At 57.0% G+C, this 20,686-nt stretch carries 17 protein-coding genes; 14 read left to right on the plus strand and 3 right to left on the minus strand.

Annotated features, from left to right (window positions below):
* The coding region (locus DWB63_RS17400; RefSeq protein WP_206613189.1) for a hypothetical protein at window positions 1-794 on the plus strand (794 nt) is incomplete at its 5' end.
* Between the two features lie 17 nt (window positions 795-811).
* On the plus strand, window positions 812-1,921 hold the full coding sequence (locus DWB63_RS16820) for a hypothetical protein (protein WP_128330029.1): 1,110 nt from the start codon (window positions 812-814) through the stop codon (window positions 1,919-1,921).
* 46 nt (window positions 1,922-1,967) lie between these two features.
* Here the strand turns inward: DWB63_RS16820 and DWB63_RS16825 are convergent, their stop codons facing one another.
* Window positions 1,968-3,719, minus strand: coding sequence for a radical SAM protein (locus tag DWB63_RS16825; RefSeq protein ID WP_206613190.1), 1,752 nt, complete (start codon window positions 3,717-3,719; stop codon window positions 1,968-1,970).
* A 322-nt stretch (window positions 3,720-4,041) separates the two neighbouring features.
* Here DWB63_RS16825 and DWB63_RS16830 point away from each other — a divergent pair, with 322 nt between their 5' ends.
* From DWB63_RS16830 to DWB63_RS16865, 8 genes are all read left to right on the plus strand, one after another.
* A complete protein-coding gene (locus DWB63_RS16830; RefSeq protein ID WP_164879936.1) occupies window positions 4,042-5,823 on the plus strand; it encodes a sulfotransferase in 1,782 nt (593 codons plus the stop codon).
* Window positions 5,824-5,850: 27 nt separating this feature from the next.
* Complete coding sequence (locus DWB63_RS16835) at window positions 5,851-6,621, plus strand: hypothetical protein (RefSeq protein WP_128330032.1); 771 nt, start codon at window positions 5,851-5,853, stop codon at window positions 6,619-6,621.
* On the plus strand, window positions 6,618-7,457 hold the full coding sequence (locus DWB63_RS16840; protein ID WP_128330033.1) for a hypothetical protein: 840 nt from the start codon (window positions 6,618-6,620) through the stop codon (window positions 7,455-7,457). The genes DWB63_RS16835 and DWB63_RS16840 overlap by 4 nt, the downstream gene beginning before the upstream one ends.
* Window positions 7,458-7,478: 21 nt before the next feature.
* Window positions 7,479-8,174, plus strand: coding sequence for a YfcE family phosphodiesterase (locus DWB63_RS16845; protein WP_164879937.1), 696 nt, complete (start codon window positions 7,479-7,481; stop codon window positions 8,172-8,174).
* Window positions 8,171-9,250 (plus strand): ATP-grasp domain-containing protein, encoded by a 1,080-nt coding sequence (locus DWB63_RS16850; RefSeq protein WP_128330035.1) that lies wholly within the window; start codon window positions 8,171-8,173, stop codon window positions 9,248-9,250. The genes DWB63_RS16845 and DWB63_RS16850 overlap by 4 nt, the downstream gene beginning before the upstream one ends.
* Window positions 9,251-9,421: 171 nt before the next feature.
* Complete coding sequence (locus DWB63_RS16855) at window positions 9,422-10,720, plus strand: radical SAM protein (RefSeq protein ID WP_128330036.1); 1,299 nt, start codon at window positions 9,422-9,424, stop codon at window positions 10,718-10,720.
* Between the two features lie 20 nt (window positions 10,721-10,740).
* A complete protein-coding gene (locus DWB63_RS16860) occupies window positions 10,741-11,892 on the plus strand; it encodes a methyltransferase domain-containing protein (protein WP_128330037.1) in 1,152 nt (383 codons plus the stop codon).
* A 19-nt stretch (window positions 11,893-11,911) separates the two neighbouring features.
* A complete protein-coding gene (locus DWB63_RS16865; protein ID WP_164879938.1) occupies window positions 11,912-12,979 on the plus strand; it encodes a glycosyltransferase in 1,068 nt (355 codons plus the stop codon).
* Between the two features lies 1 nt (window position 12,980).
* Here DWB63_RS16865 and DWB63_RS16870 read toward each other — a convergent pair whose 3' ends face one another.
* Entirely contained in the window at window positions 12,981-14,114 is a 1,134-nt protein-coding gene (locus tag DWB63_RS16870; protein WP_164879939.1) for a glycosyltransferase family 4 protein, read from the minus strand.
* 280 nt (window positions 14,115-14,394) lie between these two features.
* On the opposite strand from DWB63_RS16870, the gene DWB63_RS16875 reads away from it, so the two are divergent.
* The 4 genes from DWB63_RS16875 to DWB63_RS16890 all read left to right on the plus strand — a co-directional run bounded on the left by DWB63_RS16875 (window position 14,395) and on the right by DWB63_RS16890 (window position 19,409).
* Complete coding sequence (locus DWB63_RS16875) at window positions 14,395-15,525, plus strand: amidohydrolase family protein (RefSeq protein ID WP_128330040.1); 1,131 nt, start codon at window positions 14,395-14,397, stop codon at window positions 15,523-15,525.
* 21 nt (window positions 15,526-15,546) lie between these two features.
* Window positions 15,547-16,476, plus strand: a complete 930-nt coding sequence (locus DWB63_RS16880) for an aspartate carbamoyltransferase catalytic subunit (protein WP_128330041.1) — start codon at window positions 15,547-15,549, stop codon at window positions 16,474-16,476.
* Between the two features lie 176 nt (window positions 16,477-16,652).
* Window positions 16,653-17,936, plus strand: a complete 1,284-nt coding sequence (locus DWB63_RS16885) for a dihydroorotase (protein WP_128330042.1) — start codon at window positions 16,653-16,655, stop codon at window positions 17,934-17,936.
* 138 nt (window positions 17,937-18,074) lie between these two features.
* Window positions 18,075-19,409, plus strand: a complete 1,335-nt coding sequence (locus DWB63_RS16890; RefSeq protein WP_128330043.1) for an HD domain-containing protein — start codon at window positions 18,075-18,077, stop codon at window positions 19,407-19,409.
* 232 nt (window positions 19,410-19,641) lie between these two features.
* Here DWB63_RS16890 and DWB63_RS16895 read toward each other — a convergent pair whose 3' ends face one another.
* Entirely contained in the window at window positions 19,642-20,505 is an 864-nt protein-coding gene (locus DWB63_RS16895) for a hypothetical protein (protein ID WP_128330044.1), read from the minus strand.
* Window positions 20,506-20,686: the final 181 nt, after the last annotated feature.

Genomic DNA, 20,686 nt, shown 5'->3' on the forward strand with positions numbered 1-20,686 from the left:
GGGATTGGGAGGGGTATGCCGACGACATCCTGAAGAAGAGCGAGCAATACGGTTTCCAGTCGGCCCATGCGGATATGGTCCGTTTCCGGAAGCACCTTACGGAAAAGCTGGCGGGCCACCACATCCCTATCAGGGGATTTTCCTGTTGTGACTTCCGCCTGCAACATCTGCGGTGCTTTTTCGAGGGGCTCGCCGCAGACAGGTTTGTCCTGTTGGGCTTGGACGACAGGTTGATCCAGCTGCTCCAGTCCACCCCGGCCATACCTGGGCTTGAGTGCATAGTGGACAGGGCCTCGGGCATAGCAGATTTCATGGGCTATCCCTTTGTCGATGCGGGAGCGCTGGCCGGGAGCGAGGAATTGGCCCGGCTGCATAGGGAGCTGGACCATGTCGTGGTCTGTTGCCCGACCTATGAGTTCAGCGAGTATACCTTGCTGGCAAAGGAGCTATTTCCAGACACGCCGTTGAAGTACGCGCCATTTTTCGATCGGAAAACCGAGGCCAATATCGAAAAGATCGTCCGGCTCAAGGAGCCGTTGGTGGCGTTTTGTACAGGCGGCGCGGCCAGGATGCTCCTTGAAGGCACTGCCTTGGGGCAGACGGACATCGTCGCCTTTGCCGAAAACAACACCAAGCTTCACGGAACGACTTTTTATGGAAAGCCGGTCATTGCACCGGCAGAGATAGCCGGGTATGCCAGGAACCTGGTTATCCTCTCCGACGGCTTTGCCCGGGAAATCGAGGACCAGGTGCGGCAGGAAAAACTGCCCGTGAACCTGCTTCCCCTCTTCTGACGAATACGGAGTGTGTCATGATCGTTGCAAGGCTTCCCAAGGGAGCCCGGGTTATCATTTACGGAGCCGGAGGGCGCGGACGTCTCCTCGAATTGACGCTTGAGGACAGGCGTCCCGATGTGACTGTCCTTGGCTATTCTGACACCTTCAAGCGTGGTCGGTACGGCTCCAGCCCGATCTTTCCGCCGGAAGAGTTGTCCGGTGATTTCGATTATCTGATCGTCGCTTCAGCTTATGCGGACAAGATTATTACCGACTTGCCCGAGGCTGTGCTTCCCAAGGTCCTGAGTTACGACCCCGTTACGCCTCCCTTCGATCCAAAGGGAATTGCCGAAGGCTCCATAGCGATAGCCTCGACCCGTTCGTCGCAGGCCATGCTTATGAATTTCTTCAACCTGTCCATGTTCGGGCCCAAGACGCAGTTTTCCGTGGTCCATCTTGATCCGGTATGGACCCTGTCCTTGTGGAACGCACACCTGCAGGGGCTTGTCGCCGAAGGACGCGTCCGACATCATGAGGCGGCGACCCCGGACGAGTTCGAAGGTGTTTATCTCCCCGAATACGGTAACGAGCACGTCCTGCGCTTTTTCAATTCCACGCCGCTGGCAGCAGTTCCCCTTTGCAATGCAGGGCTTCGGTCAAGGCTGCGCAACACCATGCTCGGCCTGAGAGGGCGTTTTTCCAGACTGTCGGTCGTCGAATTCGGCAGCATCTGCACGGTGACCGGCGGCAATTTTTCTACTCTGGCTATCGCTGAGATGCTTTCCTCGGGAGATTCGTTCGTGACGGTCAACCTGGATGCCGGCTCGATCCAAAGCGTGCAGTCTGTCTGCCGGGAGCATTCCCTGGTCGACTATTACTGCGGGACAAGCGGGGGGTTCATCGAAGAGCGTCTGGCGGGGATGGGAACCATTCACTTCGCCTGCCTTTTGCACCAGCCCTGTAGCGAGGCCTCCGTGGCCTCGGAATTCGAGGTCATTGAACGGCACATCCCCAAGGGCGGCAGGGTGCTTTTCGCACACACCAACAGACATGCAGCCCTCCCTGCCCTAGAGCAATTATTGGCCGAAAAGGAATTCGAGACCCTCTACAGGGATAACGCAGGTTGGATGCTCGAACGGCAGTGACCTTCGAGGCTTGTTCCGCATAGGCCCGTTTGAGCTTGCGCTCCGCCTAGAAAAGCGGGGCTATGGTGATGGCGTCCCCGTACAACGCGAGCAGCTGTTCCCTGATTTCATCATAAAATGCTTCGGACAGGATGACCACAGTGGTCGCGTGGTGCAGGATGTCTTCGGGCCGGATGACTGGTTTTCCGAACAATTCGGTGCCGTGAAGGGCCTTGTTGTTGTCGGTCAGGGCAACGACATTGGCGTCCTTGAGCACGGAGTGGGAGAGCAGCAGACGGGCAGCACCCCCGGCCCCGAAGGCCACAAAAGGTTCCTGGGACTCCGCCAGTTCATGCATGCGCTGCTGTGCGTCCTGGTCCCAGAAAGGCCGGACCAGAATGGTATGGTCGGGAAAATGGCTGCGCGCTTCTTTGATCACAGCTTCAGCCTTGTAGGTAGGGGCGGTTACCACCAAGGTCTCCACCTGCCCGGCCAGGGAGTCGAGCAGATCCCGATTCTCGGCCAGCATCTGGCTTGGATAGTAGTCGTGGCCATAGTAGGACCGAATACTCGCAGGGTGGTCGACAATGAAGCGCAGGCCGGCCAGAATGGGTTCCTTTTGGAGGAAGTCCAAAAGATTGTGGTCTGTGCCCCAGAGGGCATACCGGGTGTCAGCCAGGGCCGAGAAGAAGGAACCGAACATTTTAAGCCGTTTGTTCGGACAGGCCAGCGTCTGGATGTCGGCCTTGCCCCCTGTGGCCACGGCTTCCAGGGACCGGGTCAGGTGCTTTAGCGTTTGCACGGCCGTATCGAATCCGTATCGCTGGGCACGGTCAATGGCCTCGCCCAGTTCATTTTTCCAGTCGAGGCCTTCCAGCAGGTCCTTGAAGAAGAAAATATTTTCATCCAGATAATTCCCGCGGATGCTGTTCACGCTGAAGTCAAAGTCCAGGTCGTGGGCGATCTGTACCATTTCCTTGATGAACGGAACGGTGCTTTTCATCAGGATGGAGTGGATTTCGACGGTCCAGTTCGGCTTTGTTTTTTTTATCTCGGAAAGTTCCCTTATGTTCTTCTCAACCCGGTTCCATGAGGCCCCTCGGCGTAGCTTGGCGTAGGTCTCGCCCGTGGCGTCCAGGCTCAGCCGGATGTAGAAGCGGTCCATGGTCTTGAGCACGTCGAAGTGTTGGTGCAGGAGTGTGGCGTTGGAAACCGTCGCAATGCTGACCTCGTTCAGGGAACTCCAGTCATAGGAATTGAGGAACCGGGTCAATCCGGGGTTGAAGAAGGGCTCGCCTCCCGCGAAGTAGATTTCGTTGACACGATCCCAGCCGATGGTGTCCATGGTGTTGAAGAGCATCCTGAAACTTGCCTCGGCAGAGTCCGCGTCCTGCGGCGCTGGGGGCGCGCCTTCGCAAAAAGTGCATCTGAGATTGCATGGGGCGTCCTTGCTCAGGTGAATGGTGACGGGATGCAGGCCGTCCAGTTTTCTCCCTTTTGCAATGCCGTCCCGGATGGCGTCGGTGTATTCCTGCAACATGCCGTTTTTCTTGGTGACCTTGATGATGTCTTCCAGGCCGAGGTTGTAGCCCGACTTGATACAGGCTATGCAGTTGCGTGGAGGGGTATTGTTGAGCAGCTGGGAGCGCAGCTGCATCAGGTTTTCATCGTTGAACAGCCGGATCAGATTCTCCGGGTTGGCACACGCTTGGTCGATAAGCTGTTTTTTGGCTGGAAACTTGTGATGACAGCACGGTCCGTAGCCGGCGTCGGAAAGAATCAAGCACATCCAAGGAGCGAGACAACTTACGGTTTTCATGGCACATCCTTTGCAATTCTGTCTGTGAAGCGTCATAAGCTTGGTGCGGTCAGGCGTCTGTGCGAGAGCGGCATTAGCATTATGTAATTGTTTTAATAGGTTGCTTACAGTGGATACTACTTCATATTCGTATCTTGTTTCAAGCGATTTTGACGAAGCCGTCGCCCTTAAGGAGAGCGGACTCTTTTCAGAGGCGGCCTGGGTAGCTCGAGGCGCAGTGAAGAAAAAGGGCGGAACCCCCTGCTTCTTTTCTCTTCTTGCCGATTGCAGCCTTGCCATGGGGCATATTGAAGCTGCGGCAAAATATGCCACCAGGTCAGGAATGAAAGAAACGTGCCATTTCGCTGGTGTATCAGTCCCGAAGACGACCGTCGGCTCTGTTTTTATCGGCGGAACCGGGCGGTCGGGCACCAGCTTGCTGCGCCGGGCGCTCAATTCCAATCCGGACGTCGCCTCGGTTCCCGGCGAAACCAAATGCATCAATGACGAGCGATTCAGGCTCGCTCCCCACTGGTTCCATGGCCTGCCTTCCGGCAGTCGCGAACAGGGTGTGAAGGATCTGAAGCGGTTGTGGCGGGAACGTTTTTATTGTTACGTCCATCCGCACAAGGCCTCACTCAAGGACAACCAGTTACGTGGGTTCTGCCTGTGGTTGGACCGGGAGGCCATGGAGGCCGAACTGTCGCGCCTAGACGAACTGGTCCGTGCAACTTCTCTCCACGAGGTCGAGGCTATTTGGGGAGGCCTGTACGCGGCCCTTTTTAGACACCGCTCACAGGCCCAGGGAAAGTCCCATTGGGTGGAGAAGACCCCCAGGAACAGCTTTTTCGCCGAATACCTGTATTCGATCATCCCAGACATGAGGCTGATCAATATGGTCCGTGACGGGCGGGACGTGGCCCTGTCCATGCAGAATGTGGCCTGGGGTGAGAAGGACTACGTCAAGGCCCTGGATTGGTGGGCCGAGGAAATGAGGGAGACCATGCGGGTGGTGGACAGCCTGCCGGAAAGTGCCGTGCTCACGGTGCGCTATGAGGATCTGGTCACCGAGCCGAATGCTGTCATGGCCGGGATCGCGGATTTCATCGGGGCCACCCCATCCCATGATCTGGATATTTTCGCCAGTTCTGTCGGCCGCTGGAAGGACGAAATGCCGACCGAGGCCCAAGAACACGCCGTGACCCGTCATGGGGAGTTGCTCGAACGGCTCGGCTATGTGGCAACCGTGAGCGCTCACCGTATCGTTGCACCGACCTCGGTCCCAAGAATTGACTTTGACATGAAGAAGCGAAACGACGGCACCCGCTACATGACCGATCTGGTGCTGCCGCTGCATGCGGTCCTGAAATGCGTGACCATGCGAGAGGTGGGACAGGGCGGTGAACCGTGCTTTTTCCTGCGGCACGACGTGGACGACGACATGGACGCGGCCCTGCAGATGGCCCTGCTGGAAAAAGGGCATGGCATCCGGGCAAGCTATTTCTTGCTGCCGCCCAGCCCGACCCAGGGCAAGACCAACTATTACGGAACCATCGATGAAAACGGACTGCGTCCGAACCAAACGGTCATTGACCAGGCCCGGCAGCTCATCGAATGGGGCCACGAGGTCGGGCTGCACAACAATATTGCCGAATTGGCCGTGTACCTGAAACGCACCGTGGCCGAGGTCCTTGCGGAGCAGGTGGAATTCTTCGCAAGTCACGGGATCAAGCTGGTCGGTTCGGCCGCACACGGCGGGCCGTTCTTTCATGAAAACGGGTTTGTCAGTTTTGAAATATTTGCAGAGGCGGGCGTTAAGCCCGGCTTTGAACGCGGCAGGACCATCGAAGTGGACGGGCAGGTTCTGAAGCTCCACACACTCTCTCAGGCGGATTACGGATTTGCCTTTGAGGCGTATAGCTTGCCGTATGAAATAGGTCTGAACGACTCCAACGGAATGTGGGGCGGAAAACTCGTCCGCCATTCCCCGCACCCCGAACTGAATGAACTCAAGGGTGAGCGGTATCTGTCCGCTTTCCGCGAAATGGTGGCAACGGCGCATCCGAAAAGCGGTGTGCAAACGCTTCAGGTGCTGGTGCATCCCGAACACTGGGGCATCTGCTGACCGGAACGATCCAAGGTGATATAAAGCATGAAACAGCAAATCAACCAACAGAAGCTCGAGATAGCGGAAACTTTTTTCGGGTATTCCGGCATCGACATCGAGCATTTCACGGATCTGGCGGATGGGCCGAGGGACAAGGTGGTGGTGCATATCCCGGCCCGTTCCGGCTCTACCCGTATTGAGAACAAGAATATCAAGGAGCTTTGCGGAATTCCGCTCATAGCCTACACCATTGCCGTGGCCCGTGCCCTTCCGGTGGACCGGGTTATCGTGAACACGGACAGCAGCAAGATCGCCCGCATCGCTGAAAAACTGGGCGCTGAGGTTCCGTTTCTGCGGCCCGCCATGCTCAGCGCCGACAATATTTCTCCCGGACTCGCTGGCTATTATGCCGAGCGTTACCTCCTAAGCGCCGGCTATCCGCTGGACATCATGATCGATATGTACCCGACCTCGCCCTTCCGCAATGTGGGGAAGGTCTCTCGATATACCGAGGCCGTGACCAGGGCAGGCTATTGCGCTACCGCGTTTTTGCCGAATATACAGTTGGACAGGGTGCACACCAAGCAGGGTGTGCTTCTGGAGGAAGAGCAGATCCAGTGCGAGAAAGGGAATGTTCATTTCAAGCTGCTGGCTAATTTTCTTGGTAGAAGACTCCTTTCCAGCCAGAAGCGATGGTTTCATTATGAACTCATCGATGATCCCGTGGAACTGGTTGATATTGACACGCCCGAGGACTTTGCCCTGGCCGAGTTCCTCATTGAAAATGAACTCTACGACTTCGGGGTAGCCATATGAAGGCATTCATATCTTTTGGATACTACGATATCAGGGAACAGCAATTGACAAGCTCACCCGGGATCGTCCGTTACCTGCTGGACGATGTGCTTCGCTGCCTGGAGCAGTGCCCGGAACTGAGCTTGGGCGGGGTCCTGTACGCGCAGGAACTCTCATGCTCTCTTCCGGCTGGCTTGCCCTCGTACAAGCTGCGTTCCGGGGAGCGTACCTGGGAAGAGCTTTCCGCAATAAGAAAGATTCTTGAGGAGGAAGGATTTGATGACAACGAGGTCATGGTCTTCCGACCGGCCCAAGGCGCGATCCACGCTGAACGGGTTCTGCATTTTAGCGAGAGTCTGAATCCGGTAGCCTCTGCGTTGGTCGTTTCCGTAGTCAGGTTCATGTCGTTGTCCCACCCCATGTGGAATGTCCAGGTCGCCGACCAACGGTTTCTGTCGGCAGGGTCAATCAGGCAGCCGCGCAGCGGTCGCAAGCTTGTTGCCCCGCTGGCCAAGCTCTGCCCGGAACTCTGGAAAGCGTCCAAGGCAAAGGGGCTGGCCAGCGGTTCACAGCACCTGCAGAGCCTGTTCCATGACGACCAGGCCCTGTACGCGGCACGGATGGATTTGCTGCCAGAAAAGAGCGAGCACCTGGAGGTTTCGGAATCCGTAATCTGTCCCACCGACCCCGGAGCGGGAGACAACATCCTGTCCCGGCTCCCTGTTTTCCAGATGAGCCGGAGCCAGGTTTTTGATGTGACTGGTCTGGAAGCCCTGCTGGAAAGGCTGGTGGCCTGCAAGGGAGAATCGTTACGCGTGCGCGCAGCAGAATCAGCCCCGACTCGGATACACGCATAGAGAAGGTGTCGGGTTGATATCGTGCGCATAGGAATTATCAGCGACGCCCATGGCAACGCGCCTGGCCTGGCCCTGGCCCTCTCCTTCCTGGAGAGACAGGAAGTTGGGCAGATCATTTTTCTGGGTGATGCCGTGGGCTACATGGAACAGGCCGACGAGGTCTGCGGCATGCTTGAGCGGTCCCGGGCGATCTGTCTCATGGGCAACCACGAGGGTATGACCTGCGGCAGGCTGCCTGTTCCCGATGGCGTGGATGACCTGTTGCGCCTGCCCCCCAGCTGGGAATCGTTGCCCGGCGTTTGGCGGCAACAGGTGGAAGACAACGGCCCCCGGCTTGAACTGGACCTTGAGGGTTGTCGGCTGTTGTGCGTTCACGGCTCGCCTGAAAAACCGTTCACTCGCTACGTGAACAGTGAGGCGGCCGGACAACTGGATTTTGAGGCGGACGTGTTGCTCATGGGGCACACCCACCGACCGTTCGTGGTCCGCAACAGGGGGAGGCTCATCGTCAACCCCGGCTCCTGCGGCCTGCCCCGTGACCGGGGCGACCTGCTATCCCTGGCCGTGGTCGATCTTGATGGGATGGACGCACAGGTGTACCGGCTGCCGTTTCAGCCTCCGGCGTTCCTGGTCAAGGGAATGCACCCAAGGGCGGCAGCTCTTTTTGAACGAAAGGAACCGGATGTCTTCGGACACATATGGAGTTCTGGCATATGAACAAGCATAAGGGACCCTGTGTCCTGGTGACAGGGACCGGGGGTGGCGGCCTGGGCGAACAGCTGGTCAAGGCGCTTCGTCTGGCGGACGTGAAATACCATCTTGTTGCCACCGATGTGACCGAGCAGAGCGCCGGAATATCCCGCGGTGATGCATGGGAGATACTTCCCCCGGCATCGGCTCCGGGCTATTTTGATGCGCTCATGTCCGTGTGCGTCAAACACAATGTCGAGGTCCTCCTGCCCGGTTCCGAAGCGGAGATGAAGGTGTTGAGCGAACGTCGGGACGATGTCGCCGGTCAGGGTCTCTTCATGCCAATGAACTCCCGTACGATGATTTCTCTTTGCTCTGACAAGGTTCAGTTTTTTGAAAAGATGAATGCGCTGGGAATTGAGATTCCGTGGTTTCGGAGTATCCGCAAAGTGAAGGAAGTGGAGTCTCTCCCATCGTATCCGGCCGTGTTTAAGCCTTCTGTAGGGTCTGGGGGGTCGGCCAACACCTTCATCGTGCAAAGCCCGGATGAAGGGCGCATGATTGCCAGCTATCTCTGCACGTTGTATCCTGAGTTCATTGCCCAGGAGTATGTCGGCCAGCCGGATTCAGAGTACACGGTAGGCGTTCTGTCTGACTTGGACGGCCAGATCATTAATTCCATTGCCGTCAAACGAAACACTCTTTCGGCATTAAGTTGCCGGTTCAAGGCTGCCAACAGGACGGGCAGGAAGGATTTGGGCGACATGCTGGTCATCAGCAGCGGTATTTCGCAAGGGGAGATTGGACCGTTCCCGGAAGTGACCGGGCCCTGCGAAGCCATTGCGCAGAAGTTGGGGTCCATAGGACCATGCAATATCCAATTGCGACTGATGGATGGGAAAATATATCTTTTTGAAATCAATCCCAGGTTTTCAGGGACAACCTCTCTGCGGGCCATGGTGGGGTTCAATGAGCCGGACCTCCTTATCCGGCGTCATTTGTTGCGAGAAGAGATTGAACCAAGGTTTGATTATGACAGCGGTGTGATTATGCGGAGATTGGAAGAAACAATTGTCACAGGGAAGAAAGGTGTGTCGGCCTAAACCTTCGATAGGGTTGGTGTTGACGCAATGAGTTGTGTCCCAGGTATCTGTGTTTGAGCGAGCGGATTGAAAGGCTTTGGCCGGTTTCGTCCGGATGGTTCAGGACAAATTTGACACGGTAGTGGGAAAACAAAACAGCCATTTTAAGAAAATGGCAATGGAGCAAGGTATATGAAAAATGTAGCGCAACCTCATGAATGGTTAACGGACAGTGGATTGACCGATAACGGTCGTCAGGCGCGTAAATCCTACGGGAAATTTGTTTCCGGGTTAACAGATCTGCTCAAGCCCATATACCGCACTAGTCGGGTGTTGCACCTGTTGCAGTCACACCACTATGACACTGCCATGGGTGCCTATGCGTTGCCACCGCATACAATCAATTTTTGTATCAATACCAGTTGCAACCTGAAATGCCAGTACTGTGACCTCAACCATAGTCGGGAGGAGTGGGACGGCAGCGTGGCAAAACTCAGGGACAACCTTATCGAACCCAACAAACGGTTCGAACTACCTCTGGACGTCTGCAAGAAGGTCATTGACCAGGTGGCTTGGTTCAAACCTACCATCAGGATTCCTTGGGTAGAACCCCTGTTGTACAAGGATATCATGCCGTTCATCGAGTATACAAAATCTAAGGACTTACCTTTCTCCATGTTGACGAACGGCCTGCTCTTGCCCAAATTTGCCAAGCGGCTGGCCGAGGCGGGAATCGATGCCCTGCGCGTCTCACTGGACGGTCCTCGCGAAGTTCACGATAAGATGTGCGGCGTAAAGGGAACTTTTTCCAAGGTCATAGAAGGTCTCAAGATTCTCGTGGAAGAACGGAAGAAGCTCGGAATAGATATACAAATCGGTTGTTATTACACGGTGACAGACGATAATGACCATTGCCTTGTGGACTTTCTGGAAGAACTCGAGAAGGAGGGACTGCTTGGTGAGATCTTTGTAGGTTTCTTTATGTTCAATTATATCTCTAAAAATCTCGCAGAGTTGCACAACAAGAATCACGCAGATATTTGTGGATACCGTGCAGCGGAAACCAGTTCACAGTTTGCTGATATTTCCAAGTTGGATGTCCAAGGGCTTGTAGAGCAGCGCAAAGAGATTGAAAAGCGGTTCCAAGGTAAAACAAGGATCAATTTTAGGCCGTTCTTTTCGGAAAGAAACTTGAATTATTGTGTTTCTGACGAGTACGAGAGTTTCCCCGAAAGTCGTTGTGATGTGCATTGGCATACCCTTTATATCAATCCCCAAGGCGAGGTGAAGAGCTTCCCGCAGTGCTTCCTCGGCCAGGTCGGGAATGTCCAGGAATATTCCGTCATGGATATTTGGAACTGCGAAGCTATGCGGGATCAGCGCTTGAAACTCCGTGACCACCGTCTTTATGACGGTTGTAAACGTTGCTATTGCATTTATTCCAACCTTGAAGATGTTCAGGACAGCTGGGTTGACACCAGCAAGAAATAAGACATTAGGGGAATTGTGCTATGAGAATGAAAGAGGTCCTGTGCCCGGTGTGTTCCACCGGGCATTTCGATTATCTTTATCCCGATTATCGGGGCAAGTGCATCACTTCACAGATGTTCTTCCTCGACGGCCTGTGCCTGGAAAACAGGTGCTGCCGGGGATGCGGGTTCATATTCAATGCGGCCGGAACGCGAGGGCTTGGGGATGCCGTCTACAATTCCACCACCTGGAAGCCCAAGCCGCAGATTATGAGCTACTCCAAGGAGGTCAAGACCTCGCACCAGAAAGCGTGGGAGACCTTCCAGTCGTTGACGGACCTGCAGGAGAAGGGGGCCGTTCTCGACTTCGGGGGGGGCACCGGCGCCTTTCTCGAATGTTTTCATCACAGTCTTCCGGAGTGGGATCTGTACGCCGTTGAGCCTGGGGGAGGCTACGCCGAGCTTTGTTCCCGCGTGCCCCTGAAGGCGGCGTACAACCGATCCTACTCGGACCTGAACCTTGACATGCTCTTTGATGCGGTTGTGTCCTTGTCAGTGCTGGAGCATGTGGAAAATCCGCTTCATGCCCTTTCCTGGGCCTTTGAACATCTCAAGCCGGGTGGCCTTCTCCTCCTGCAGCTTCCCGATTTCGAAAAATTGCCCGGCGATTTGCTGTGCGCGGACCATATCAACAAGATGACGGTGACGCATACCCGTATGCTTGCCGAATACGCTGGGTTTGAGGAGGTCAACGCCGACACATCGTTGGTGATGTTCTATCTCGTCCTTAAGAAGGGGAGCCCCTCCACAGGGCTGATGCCGACCTGCTATGACGAGAACCGGCGTATTGCCGGACAATGCGAGGCCATTGCCAGGGCCACCATCGTGTCTGTGGAAGCCGCTGTCACATCAGCCAGGGACAAGGGGCGCAAGGCCGCGGTCTTCGGCACCTCGCCCATCGGGTCCATGGCCCACCTGCTCCTGGACTGCCGGGACGACATCGCCTGCTTCGTGGACGAGAACAAGAACACCTGGGGCCGGGACATCGACGGTCTGCCGGTAGTCGGTCCCGAGCGTATGGCCGAGCTGGGTGTTTCCGATCTTGCCCTGGCAATCAGCCCTCTGTATTGGGAGACCGTGGCCGAAAAGATGCAGCGATTCGATGTTACCGTACACGTCCCCAGGCTCGGCTAGGGCGCACCAAAGGCTTGCAATGACTACCGACACCTCTCTCGACATAGTTTTTGTCCACATCGACCCGTGCATTCGGGCCGAGAAGGAGGCCTTTGCCCTGACCCGGCGCGGCCATCGCGTACACCTTTTTTGCCAGGGGCTGAATTTTCAACCGAACATGCGCGATATCTGCGCCTCGGTGACGCAGTACTCCAGCTTGGATGAGCTGGGTTCGTTGCTGCGCAACCATTCCGGTTTTGACATCGTCCACTGTCACAACGAGCCCAATGAGCCCACGGTGGTGGCCTTGGAGAACACCGACCGGCCAGTCATTTACGACTGTCATGACTTCAGAGGCCTGCGTCAGCAGTTGGTGGGCCACGAGGCCGAGACCGAGCGGCGCTGTTTCGAGGACACGGCTGCCGTGGTCCATGTCAGCCAGGGCATGGTGGACCTGGCCGCAGACCGTTACACTTCGCACAGGACCATGGTCCTGCCGAGCTATCCCATGCTTACGGCAGCCCCTGCCAAGCCCCTGGACAAGCTCGACGGTACGCACGTGGTCTACCTGGGCGGGCTGCGTGATCGGGGATCGATCCACTACGAATACCGGAACTATCTGCCGTTTTTCGAGAAATTGATCGAGGCCGGCGTCCACGTGCACGCCTACCCGGCTGACCAGAACCCCAAGAACCTGGCCACCTACATGGCCTTGGATGCACAGTCGGCGCTCTTCCATCTGCACGACAAGCTGCCCTACGCCGAATTGCTCCAGGACATCAGCCAGTTCCAATGGGGACTGTCCGGCTTCAATTTCATGGACATCACGGACGAGAACACGCTGCTCTTCCTGAACAACGCACTGCCCAACAAGCTCTTTGACTACCTCATCGGCGGGGTCTGCCCCGTGGTCGTCAACTGCGACACGTCAGGTCGGTGGGTGGAGGAGCACGGTCTGGGATATCATGCGGACAGCATGGAAACGCTGGTGGATATCGTGTGCAACCGGCAACCCAAGCCTCGGCTCAAGGACTTCGGTCAGGTTGATATGCTGGAACAGGTTGCCAATCTTGAATCGCTCTACAGGAGAGTGCTGGGCAAAGAGTAGCCTAAGGGCCGACTACGCGCGTCAGACATTCGAGGAAGGCGCGGCTTGACTGTTTTTGAGTAAAATTATTGGCCGCGAATGTGTACGCGGCCGCTCCCATCCGCTTTAGTTTATCCCGGTCCGCAAGCTGTACAAGGGCTCGGGCAAAGGCGTCCGCGTCTCCGGCGGGGACCAGTTCTCCGGTCAGGCCCTTGGCGATGAAGATTTCAGAGTCGCCCGTGGCCAGCACCGGTCGCCCCTGGCTCATGGCCTCGATAATATCGCGGCCCCAGGGATGCCCTGTCAGGTCCGGCCTTAGCAGCAGGTGAATGCCTTGCATTTCCTTTTCCGGTTCGACAGAGAATCCCTGAAAACTGACGATGTCCCCGATGCCCGCAAGGGAAATCTTGTGTTCAATGGAACGGTACAGCTCGTCGTGAATGCCGATTTTTCCGCCGAACAGACGAACGGACACCCCTGCCCGGCGGAGTTCGTCAGCTGCTTTGGCGCAGGCCTGGATACATAAGAGATGCCCTTTCATGGGGGACACATGCGAAAACATGCCATAGACCAGGCCGTTGCCTTCGGGCATGGGGGCGGGCTTTTCAGGTATGGGGGCTGTATTGAAGATTACGGCTGTCTTGAGACCGAAAATCCGCTGGGCCTGTTCGGATTCGATGGGGCTGATGGCCACGGCCTCCCGGATGCGCGAGCGGACCAGGGGTTTTGTCAGGGGCAACAGGGGGGCGTCTTCCAGAAGCACTTCACGGCAGTGCAGGACTGCAGGCCAGCCTTTCAACGGGAGGGCGGCGAGCAGGGTGGTATAGCTGTTGTAGTGGATGACGTCAGGTTGGATGTCGGTGACCATCCTTTTGAGTCGCCCAAACTCACCGAACCGGGCTACAGAACGACCTATGTTTTTCCAAAACGGGATAGGGCAGGCCTTCAGCGACATGGGGTAGTATGGAATGCGGACAAAGTCGACCTTCACCCCCGCTGAGGCCAGATCCTCCACGCGCTTGCCCGTTCTGCTGGGTTTAGAGATGCTGATAATATGCATTTCGTGACCGAGTGCAGCCATGTTCTCTGCCAGAAAAAACAGACTCTTGGCAGCGCCGCCGCTGTCGATGTCATTGGTGATGGACAGTATTCTCATTAGAGGACTCGCATATGTCATATACTACCTGATCTGTTTTGTCCTATAACCATATGATATCGAGGTCAAAAAAAGATTTGTCATATTTGTGGGTCAGGCCGGAACCAAAGCTTTGCCGCATTGTGCCGCACGAGGCAAGAAGCGGGCTCGTGTTGCCTCGGCAATTTGTTCACGGATAAATGTAGACCTTCACCGCAAAACATACTACGAAATATTCTCAGTCCGTGCGCGGACACTTTACCGAGCCATATGACCTATTGAAGAGAGTTAAACAAAGCGAATGCTTGAGCTTGTTCGTGCGGCCAAAGCCGCGACCATGGTGCCTGGCCAGCCCGTCATTGACGACGCGGCCATTCTCGTCAGCCAGGGAATCATCAAGGAAGTCGGAACCTACGGCAACCTTGCCAAAGCCCATTCCGGCAAAGTCCTTGACCTCGGCGATACGTTTCTCGTTCCCGGCCTCATCAATGCCCATTCCCATCTCGAACTGGCCCATCTGCGCGGCAAATGCCCTTCGGGACAAGGGTTCGTGAACTGGGTGGAGGCTTTGCTCAAACAGCCCATCTTTGATCTCGAAGCGGACGCCCTTGAGGGGGCCTGCCGGGAACTGAAACGAACCGGGACCGTAATGGTCGGGGACATCGCCACCCGCTTCGCCAAGGAGATGGCCGGGATGCTTGAAGCTTCCGGTCTTTTTTTTGCGGTTTTTTGCGAGGCCATAGGCGAGACCGTGCCCAAGAAGACCTTTATTCCCAAGGGCGAGTTCGAGGCCGGGGTCATCTCCGTGGCCGGACATTCTCTTTATACTACCCATAGGGATGTGCTCCAGGCTGCCAAGGCCGAGACCCGGAAAAAGGGACTGCCTTTTTCCCTGCACCTGGCCGAGCACGACGATGAGGTGGCGATCATGGCCGGAGAGGCGAGCGCATTTCTGGACCTGCTTCAGGCACGTGGCAGGCTGCTCGATTTTGAGCCTCCGAAAAGACGTCCGGTGCAACAGGCCGCCGCACTCGGTTTGCTCGACGAGACCACCTTGGCCGTGCATTGCGTCAAGGTGACCGACGAGGACATCGAGACGGTGCGTGCATCCAAGGCCACGGTCTGCCTCTGCCCGCGCTCCAACGAATTCATCGGCGTGGGCCGCGCCCCTTGGGAAAAATGGCTGGCTTCAGGGACTCAGCTCTGCCTGGGAACGGATTCACTGGCATCCAATGACGACCTCGATCTGTGGAACGAGGCCGTGTATCTCAAGAAGAATTTCATGGGCGAGTTGCCCTTTGAGGACGTGCTCGCCATGATGACCCGGACCCCGGCAGCCATACTGGGTGCCGGGCATATGCTTGGAACACTGGAGCCGGGCAAGATCGCGGCATTTGCTCGGGTTCCGGATATGATACATGAGCTTTTCTAAGATGTCGGAGGCAAAAACGACATGAAATGGTTACACAAGGACCTGTTGGATGTGTCCCAGCTTTCCCGATCCGAGGTAATGGCGATCTTCGAGACGGCCGGGCGGTTCCAGGAGTTGCAGGAACGTCCGGTCAAGAAGGTGCCGACCCTGAAGGGACGCAGCGTGATTCTCTTTTTCGCCGAGCCGAGTACGCGCACCAAGACGAGCTTTGACGTGGCCGGAAAACGGCTGTCCGCCGACACCTTTTCCCTGAGCAAGAGTTCGTCCAGCCTGACCAAGGGCGAGTCCCTCAAGGATACGGCCCTGACGCTCCAGGCCATGGCCCCGGATGCCATCGTCATCCGCCACTGGTGTTCGGGCGCGGCCCGGTTCCTGGCCGACCGGCTGGATTGCTCGGTCATCAATGCGGGCGACGGACGGCACGCGCACCCCACCCAGGCGCTCCTGGACTCCTTCACCCTGCATCAGGAGTGGGGCGATCTGGCCGGAAAGACCGTCCTTATTCTGGGCGATATTGCCCACAGTCGCGTGGCCCGGTCCAACGTCATCCTGCTCAACAAGCTGGGTGCCAAGGTGCGCCTCTGCGGTCCCCGGACCCTGCTGCCCCCGGCTGTCAGAACCTGGCCGGTGGAGGTGTATTCGGATTTGAATGAGGCGGTCAGGAACGTGGACGCGGTCATGTGCCTGCGGCTGCAACTGGAACGCCAGAAAGACGGCCTGCTGCCGGACCTGCGGGAGTACGCCAGAACCTACGGACTGGGTCAGAAGCATGTGGACCTGGCCAATCAGGACGTGAAGATCATGCATCCCGGTCCCATGAATCGGGGGGTGGAGATCAGCTCGGATTTGGCCGATGCGGCCGGGTCGTTGGTCCTTGACCAGGTCTCCAGCGGCGTGGTCATCCGCATGGCCCTGCTTTTCCTTTACATGACCCGCAAGGGCGAGGAGTAGAGACCAGAGGCAAGACGCATCACTGCTGATCGCAAGCAAGAGACAAGGATGACCCCAAGCCGTGAACAGCGGCTTGCTACAAAAAGTTTTGGAGATTCTTAAGAACCTTTTTCAAAAGGTTCTTAAGCCCTCGGAGAGGCCCACGGCAGGGCCGCCGGAGGCAAATGGAGGCAAAAATGGCCAAAGCAGATTTGATAGTCAGGCGTGCCAAGATGGACGGGAAGGACGTGGACGTCTTCGTGTCCAGGGGCAAGATCGTGGAAGTGAAGAAGTCGGTCAGGTCGCTTGATCCGGGTGACGCCATAGTCGAGGAGGCCTTCGGGCTGACGCTGATGGCGTCCATGACCGACGTGCACGTGCATCTGCGCGAGCCGGGCTACGAGTACAAGGAAGACGTGGAGTCGGGGCTTCGGGCCGCGGCCTGGGGCGGGTTCTCCAACATCATGTGCATGGCCAACACCAAGCCGGTCAACGACTGCGACTCGGTGACCGAACTGATGCTGGAAAAGGCCCGCAAATATTGGCCCAAGGGACCGCGTCTGTTTCCCATCGGCGCGCTGACCAAGGGGCTTTCCGGCAAGGAGCTGGCTCCCATGGCCGAACTGGCGCGTGCCGGTTGCGCGGCATTTTCCAACGACGGGGTGCCGGTCAAGTCCAGCAAGATTTTTCGCCTGGCCGTGGAATACGCCTCGGACTGGGACCGGGTGGTCATTGACCACTGCGAGGACCCGTACCTGGGCGTGGCTGCGGGCGTGAACGAGGGCGAGGTCTCCAGCCGATTGGGGCTGCCCGCCCAGCCGGACATAGCCGAAGCCTTGCAGGTGGGGCGCGATATCCTGCTGGCTGAATACCTGGACCTGCCCATCCACCTGGCGCATATCTCCTGCAAGAAGTCCGTGGACCTGATCCGCTTCGCCAAACAGCGCGGGGTGAAGATCACGGCTGAAACCACGCCGCATTATCTGACCATGACCGAGGACATCCTGGAAGCCGAGGGGACCCAGTACGACACCAACGCCAAGGTCAACCCGCCCCTGCGTACCGAAGCGGACCGGTTGTGCATGATCGAGGCCCTCAATGACGGGACCATCGACTGCCTGGCCACGGACCACGCGCCCCATGCGCTCCATGAGAAGGAAACCGAATTCGACGTGGCTCCTTGCGGCATCACCGGACTGGATACTGCCCTCAGCGTGACCTGGCAGCTCGTCCGGGACGGCGTCCTTACCAGGGAGGCCTTTACCCGCGCCTGGACCACGGCTCCGACCGCCATTTTCAAGCTGCCGGTGAACACCTTCAAGCCCGGTGACCCGGCGGATTTCTTTCTCTTTGATGAGGACGAACAGTGGACGGTTTCGGCAACCACTTTATATTCCAAGGGTAAAAACACGCCGCTTCTTGGTTCGACCTTGAAAGGGCGGGTAAAAACCCATTTCATTGCGGGTAAAAAAATTGTATAGATAGAGTTCTTGACCAGCCGAATTCGACTCATGGAGCGGTTTCGGAGGGCAGATGATGCCCTTTGGCAAGGGGTTACAACATATCAAAGAGAGGCCGTCCCCGAGCGTTTGCTTGCGGGTAGCCGGGCAAGGAGAAATATGAGTCAGCCTTTCAAAGATGCTGTCGGCTTTTGTAAAACCATTATGCGCAACGGCTATGACGCATATGTTATTAACGTACGGCTTCAGGCGCTCACTCTGGACGAGACGGGCAACGAACAGGAACTCGACATCTGCACTGAAGCGGGTCTTGATGAACTGAAGAAATATTTCCCCAATATGGAAGATTCTGCGGACAAGGGCATTCTGGGAACCCTCAAAGAGGGGGGCGTGACCTATTATTTCTATCCCGCTTCCGTGGAAGAGGCTGCCTATACAGACGAAGCCGTGTCCACCATGACGCCGCGTCTGTTGAAGCGGCTTGAGCAGCGCGGTGACATCCCCTTGTCCGCCGTCTGCCCCTTCATCCCCCGAGCCAAGGATTTGTATGCCGACTTCGCCGATTTTTCCGAAGGCCAGATCCGCTTCAAGGGGGTGCCGGACCAGGCGTTGAAGAAGGATTATGCCCTGGCCTATCGCGCCATGCGCTTTGCCGCCAACTTCGACAAGGAAATCGAGGCTAATTCCTGGGTCGCCATCGTGCGCAATGCCCGGCGCGTGCTCGACTATGTGCCCATGTCCGACTTTCTGGACGAGTGGCGCAAGGTCGAGGCCGAGTCCATGCACAAGTTCTTTCAGCTGCTCTTCGATTCCATGCTGCTGCACGGCCTGATCCCGGAGATCGCCTCCCTGTCCCGCGTTACCCAGATCAAGAATCCGGAAGAGGACACCACGGAAACGGTTCTGGAGCACACCCTGGACGTGATGAAGGCCTACCCCGAAGAACTGCCCTATGATTGGTTCGGCACCGTGGCCTGCCTGTTTCACGACATCGGCAAACTCTACACCGCCGAATTCTACGATGAGAAATGGAATTTCCTCCAGCACCACCGTGTGGGTGCCAAGGTCACACGCAAGGTGTTGAAAAGGTTGCGTTTCGAGGAGCAGGACATCGACCTGATCTGCGAGCTCGTCCAGAACCACATGCGTCCGCACTTCATGCTCACCGACAAGGGTATTCGCCGGTTGCGTTCCCTGGATGAATACCCGCGCATCATGGAAATGGTCAGGGCGGACATCAAGGCCCGAGACGGTTCCTGGCGCGAGTTCAACCACAACCTCAAAATGGCCGAACGGGCCGATATCCCGGATCTCGAACTCGAACCGCTGCTCGACGGCAACCGGATCATGGAACTTGCCAAGCTCAAGCCCGGTCCGGCCATCGGCAAGATCCGCGACCGTCTGCTCGAAGCCCAGGTGCGCGACGATGTCAAGACCGTGGAAGATGCCGAAGCCTTTGTCCTGAATTACATCGAAGAACACAGAATGTACTAGCCCTTCTCGGAAGGAACCAATCCCGCCCTGTCGGCCACGCTGACAGGGCGGTTTTTTTTGATGCCTCCGGCGGGCGGGGAAGGGGAGAGGGGAAACACTTTGAAAAGTGCTTTCCCTCTCCCCTTCCCCGGACCCCACCAAACTTTTTGGTGCCGTTTTGCAGAGTGGGTGGGGCGCAAAAAAAAGCCGACTCCGGGGAGGCGGTTCATTGGAGTCTGGGCGGGGGTGGTGCCTAGACGTTCACGCTGGTGAATTGGGGATCGTTGAATCCCGGAGTGGTCTGGTAGGCGTTGAGCGCGGTTTCCATGCTGGCCTTGACCGGGTTGAAGTCTTCTTCAAGCTTGGTGGTCAGGTCCTGGAGTCCGGCGATGTTGTCCAGTTCGTCCTTGAGCTCGTCGAGGATGTTTTGCAGTTCATCCAGGGAATCCGTGTCGCCCTTGTCGGCGGCTGCGGCGGCCTGCATGAAGAAGCGGGCGCTGACGTCCTGGGTGGCGCTGGGCTGACCGTCCTTGGACACGGCTCCCGCGTCAAAGAACAGTTCGTTTTTGCCGTTGTCGAAATAGGCGTTCAGTTCCTGATTGATGCCGCCGTTGAACTGGGCCATGACCGAGTCGCCGGCATTGATGCCGAAGTTGCGGTCAATGAATTTGAGCACGTTGAGCATGCCCTCGCCCAGGGTCTCCTCGGTCACGCCCGAAGAGGTGGATTGGAGGATCATGCCTGCTGCTGCGGCAGCGGTTTCGTCGCCGAACTTCCCGCGCAGCCAGTCCATGGTGGAGCCGAGCGAGTGGCGCAGGTCGGACGTGTCCCTGGGTTCGCCGTTCTCGTCCGTGAGATCGTCCATGCGCCGCACGATCTCGTTGGCAAAGGTCTGGCCCAGGGTTTGGGGAGGAGCATCCCCGGCCACTTTTTTGATCTGACCGGGAGCGTTGGCCAACGCCTCGGCAGCCGGGGTCAGTCCATCCTTGGCCGGGTTGATTTCGGCCATCTGCCCCAAGCGCATTCCAGGGCTGTTCTCCAGCAGTGAGGCCGCGGCACCAAGGTCTTCCCCCTGGTCCTGCCGCGTCTTGAGCTTCTGCATGAAGCCGTAATTCATATGTGCGCCCTGAATGATCATGCTCTTCTTATCGGAAGCCGACAGGTTTTCTTTACGCTTCTTGAGCAAAAAAAAGGGAAAGTCCCCCCCCACCCCGCAAAGCGGCGTCAGAAAGTTTGGGAAAAGAGAGGGATGGGGGTCTGGGGGAAGGGAGAGAAAGAACCCTTTTCAAAGGGTTTTT

It is taken from the genome of Pseudodesulfovibrio sp. S3 (assembly GCF_004025585.1).
Taxonomy (GTDB): domain Bacteria; phylum Desulfobacterota; class Desulfovibrionia; order Desulfovibrionales; family Desulfovibrionaceae; genus Pseudodesulfovibrio.

Bases quoted from the DNA above. Each gene is read 5' to 3' on its own strand.
- DWB63_RS16840 (WP_128330033.1), top strand. From the start codon at position 6,618: ATGAAGGCATTCATATCTTTTGGATACTACGATATCAGGGAACAGCAA.
- DWB63_RS16855 (WP_128330036.1), top strand. From the start codon at position 9,422: ATGAAAAATGTAGCGCAACCTCATGAATGGTTAACGGACAGTGGATTG.
- DWB63_RS16885 (WP_128330042.1), top strand. From the start codon at position 16,653: ATGGCCAAAGCAGATTTGATAGTCAGGCGTGCCAAGATGGACGGGAAG.
- DWB63_RS16820 (WP_128330029.1), top strand. From the start codon at position 812: ATGATCGTTGCAAGGCTTCCCAAGGGAGCCCGGGTTATCATTTACGGA.
- DWB63_RS16835 (WP_128330032.1), top strand. From the start codon at position 5,851: ATGAAACAGCAAATCAACCAACAGAAGCTCGAGATAGCGGAAACTTTT.
- DWB63_RS16895 (WP_128330044.1), bottom strand. From the start codon at position 20,505: ATGAATTACGGCTTCATGCAGAAGCTCAAGACGCGGCAGGACCAGGGG.
- DWB63_RS16850 (WP_128330035.1), top strand. From the start codon at position 8,171: ATGAACAAGCATAAGGGACCCTGTGTCCTGGTGACAGGGACCGGGGGT.
- DWB63_RS16870 (WP_164879939.1), bottom strand. From the start codon at position 14,114: ATGAGAATACTGTCCATCACCAATGACATCGACAGCGGCGGCGCTGCC.
- DWB63_RS16890 (WP_128330043.1), top strand. From the start codon at position 18,075: ATGAGTCAGCCTTTCAAAGATGCTGTCGGCTTTTGTAAAACCATTATG.
- DWB63_RS16830 (WP_164879936.1), top strand. From the start codon at position 4,042: ATGAAAGAAACGTGCCATTTCGCTGGTGTATCAGTCCCGAAGACGACC.
- DWB63_RS16865 (WP_164879938.1), top strand. From the start codon at position 11,912: ATGACTACCGACACCTCTCTCGACATAGTTTTTGTCCACATCGACCCG.
- DWB63_RS16825 (WP_206613190.1), bottom strand. From the start codon at position 3,719: ATGAAAACCGTAAGTTGTCTCGCTCCTTGGATGTGCTTGATTCTTTCC.
- DWB63_RS16880 (WP_128330041.1), top strand. From the start codon at position 15,547: ATGAAATGGTTACACAAGGACCTGTTGGATGTGTCCCAGCTTTCCCGA.
- DWB63_RS16875 (WP_128330040.1), top strand. From the start codon at position 14,395: ATGCTTGAGCTTGTTCGTGCGGCCAAAGCCGCGACCATGGTGCCTGGC.
- DWB63_RS16860 (WP_128330037.1), top strand. From the start codon at position 10,741: ATGAGAATGAAAGAGGTCCTGTGCCCGGTGTGTTCCACCGGGCATTTC.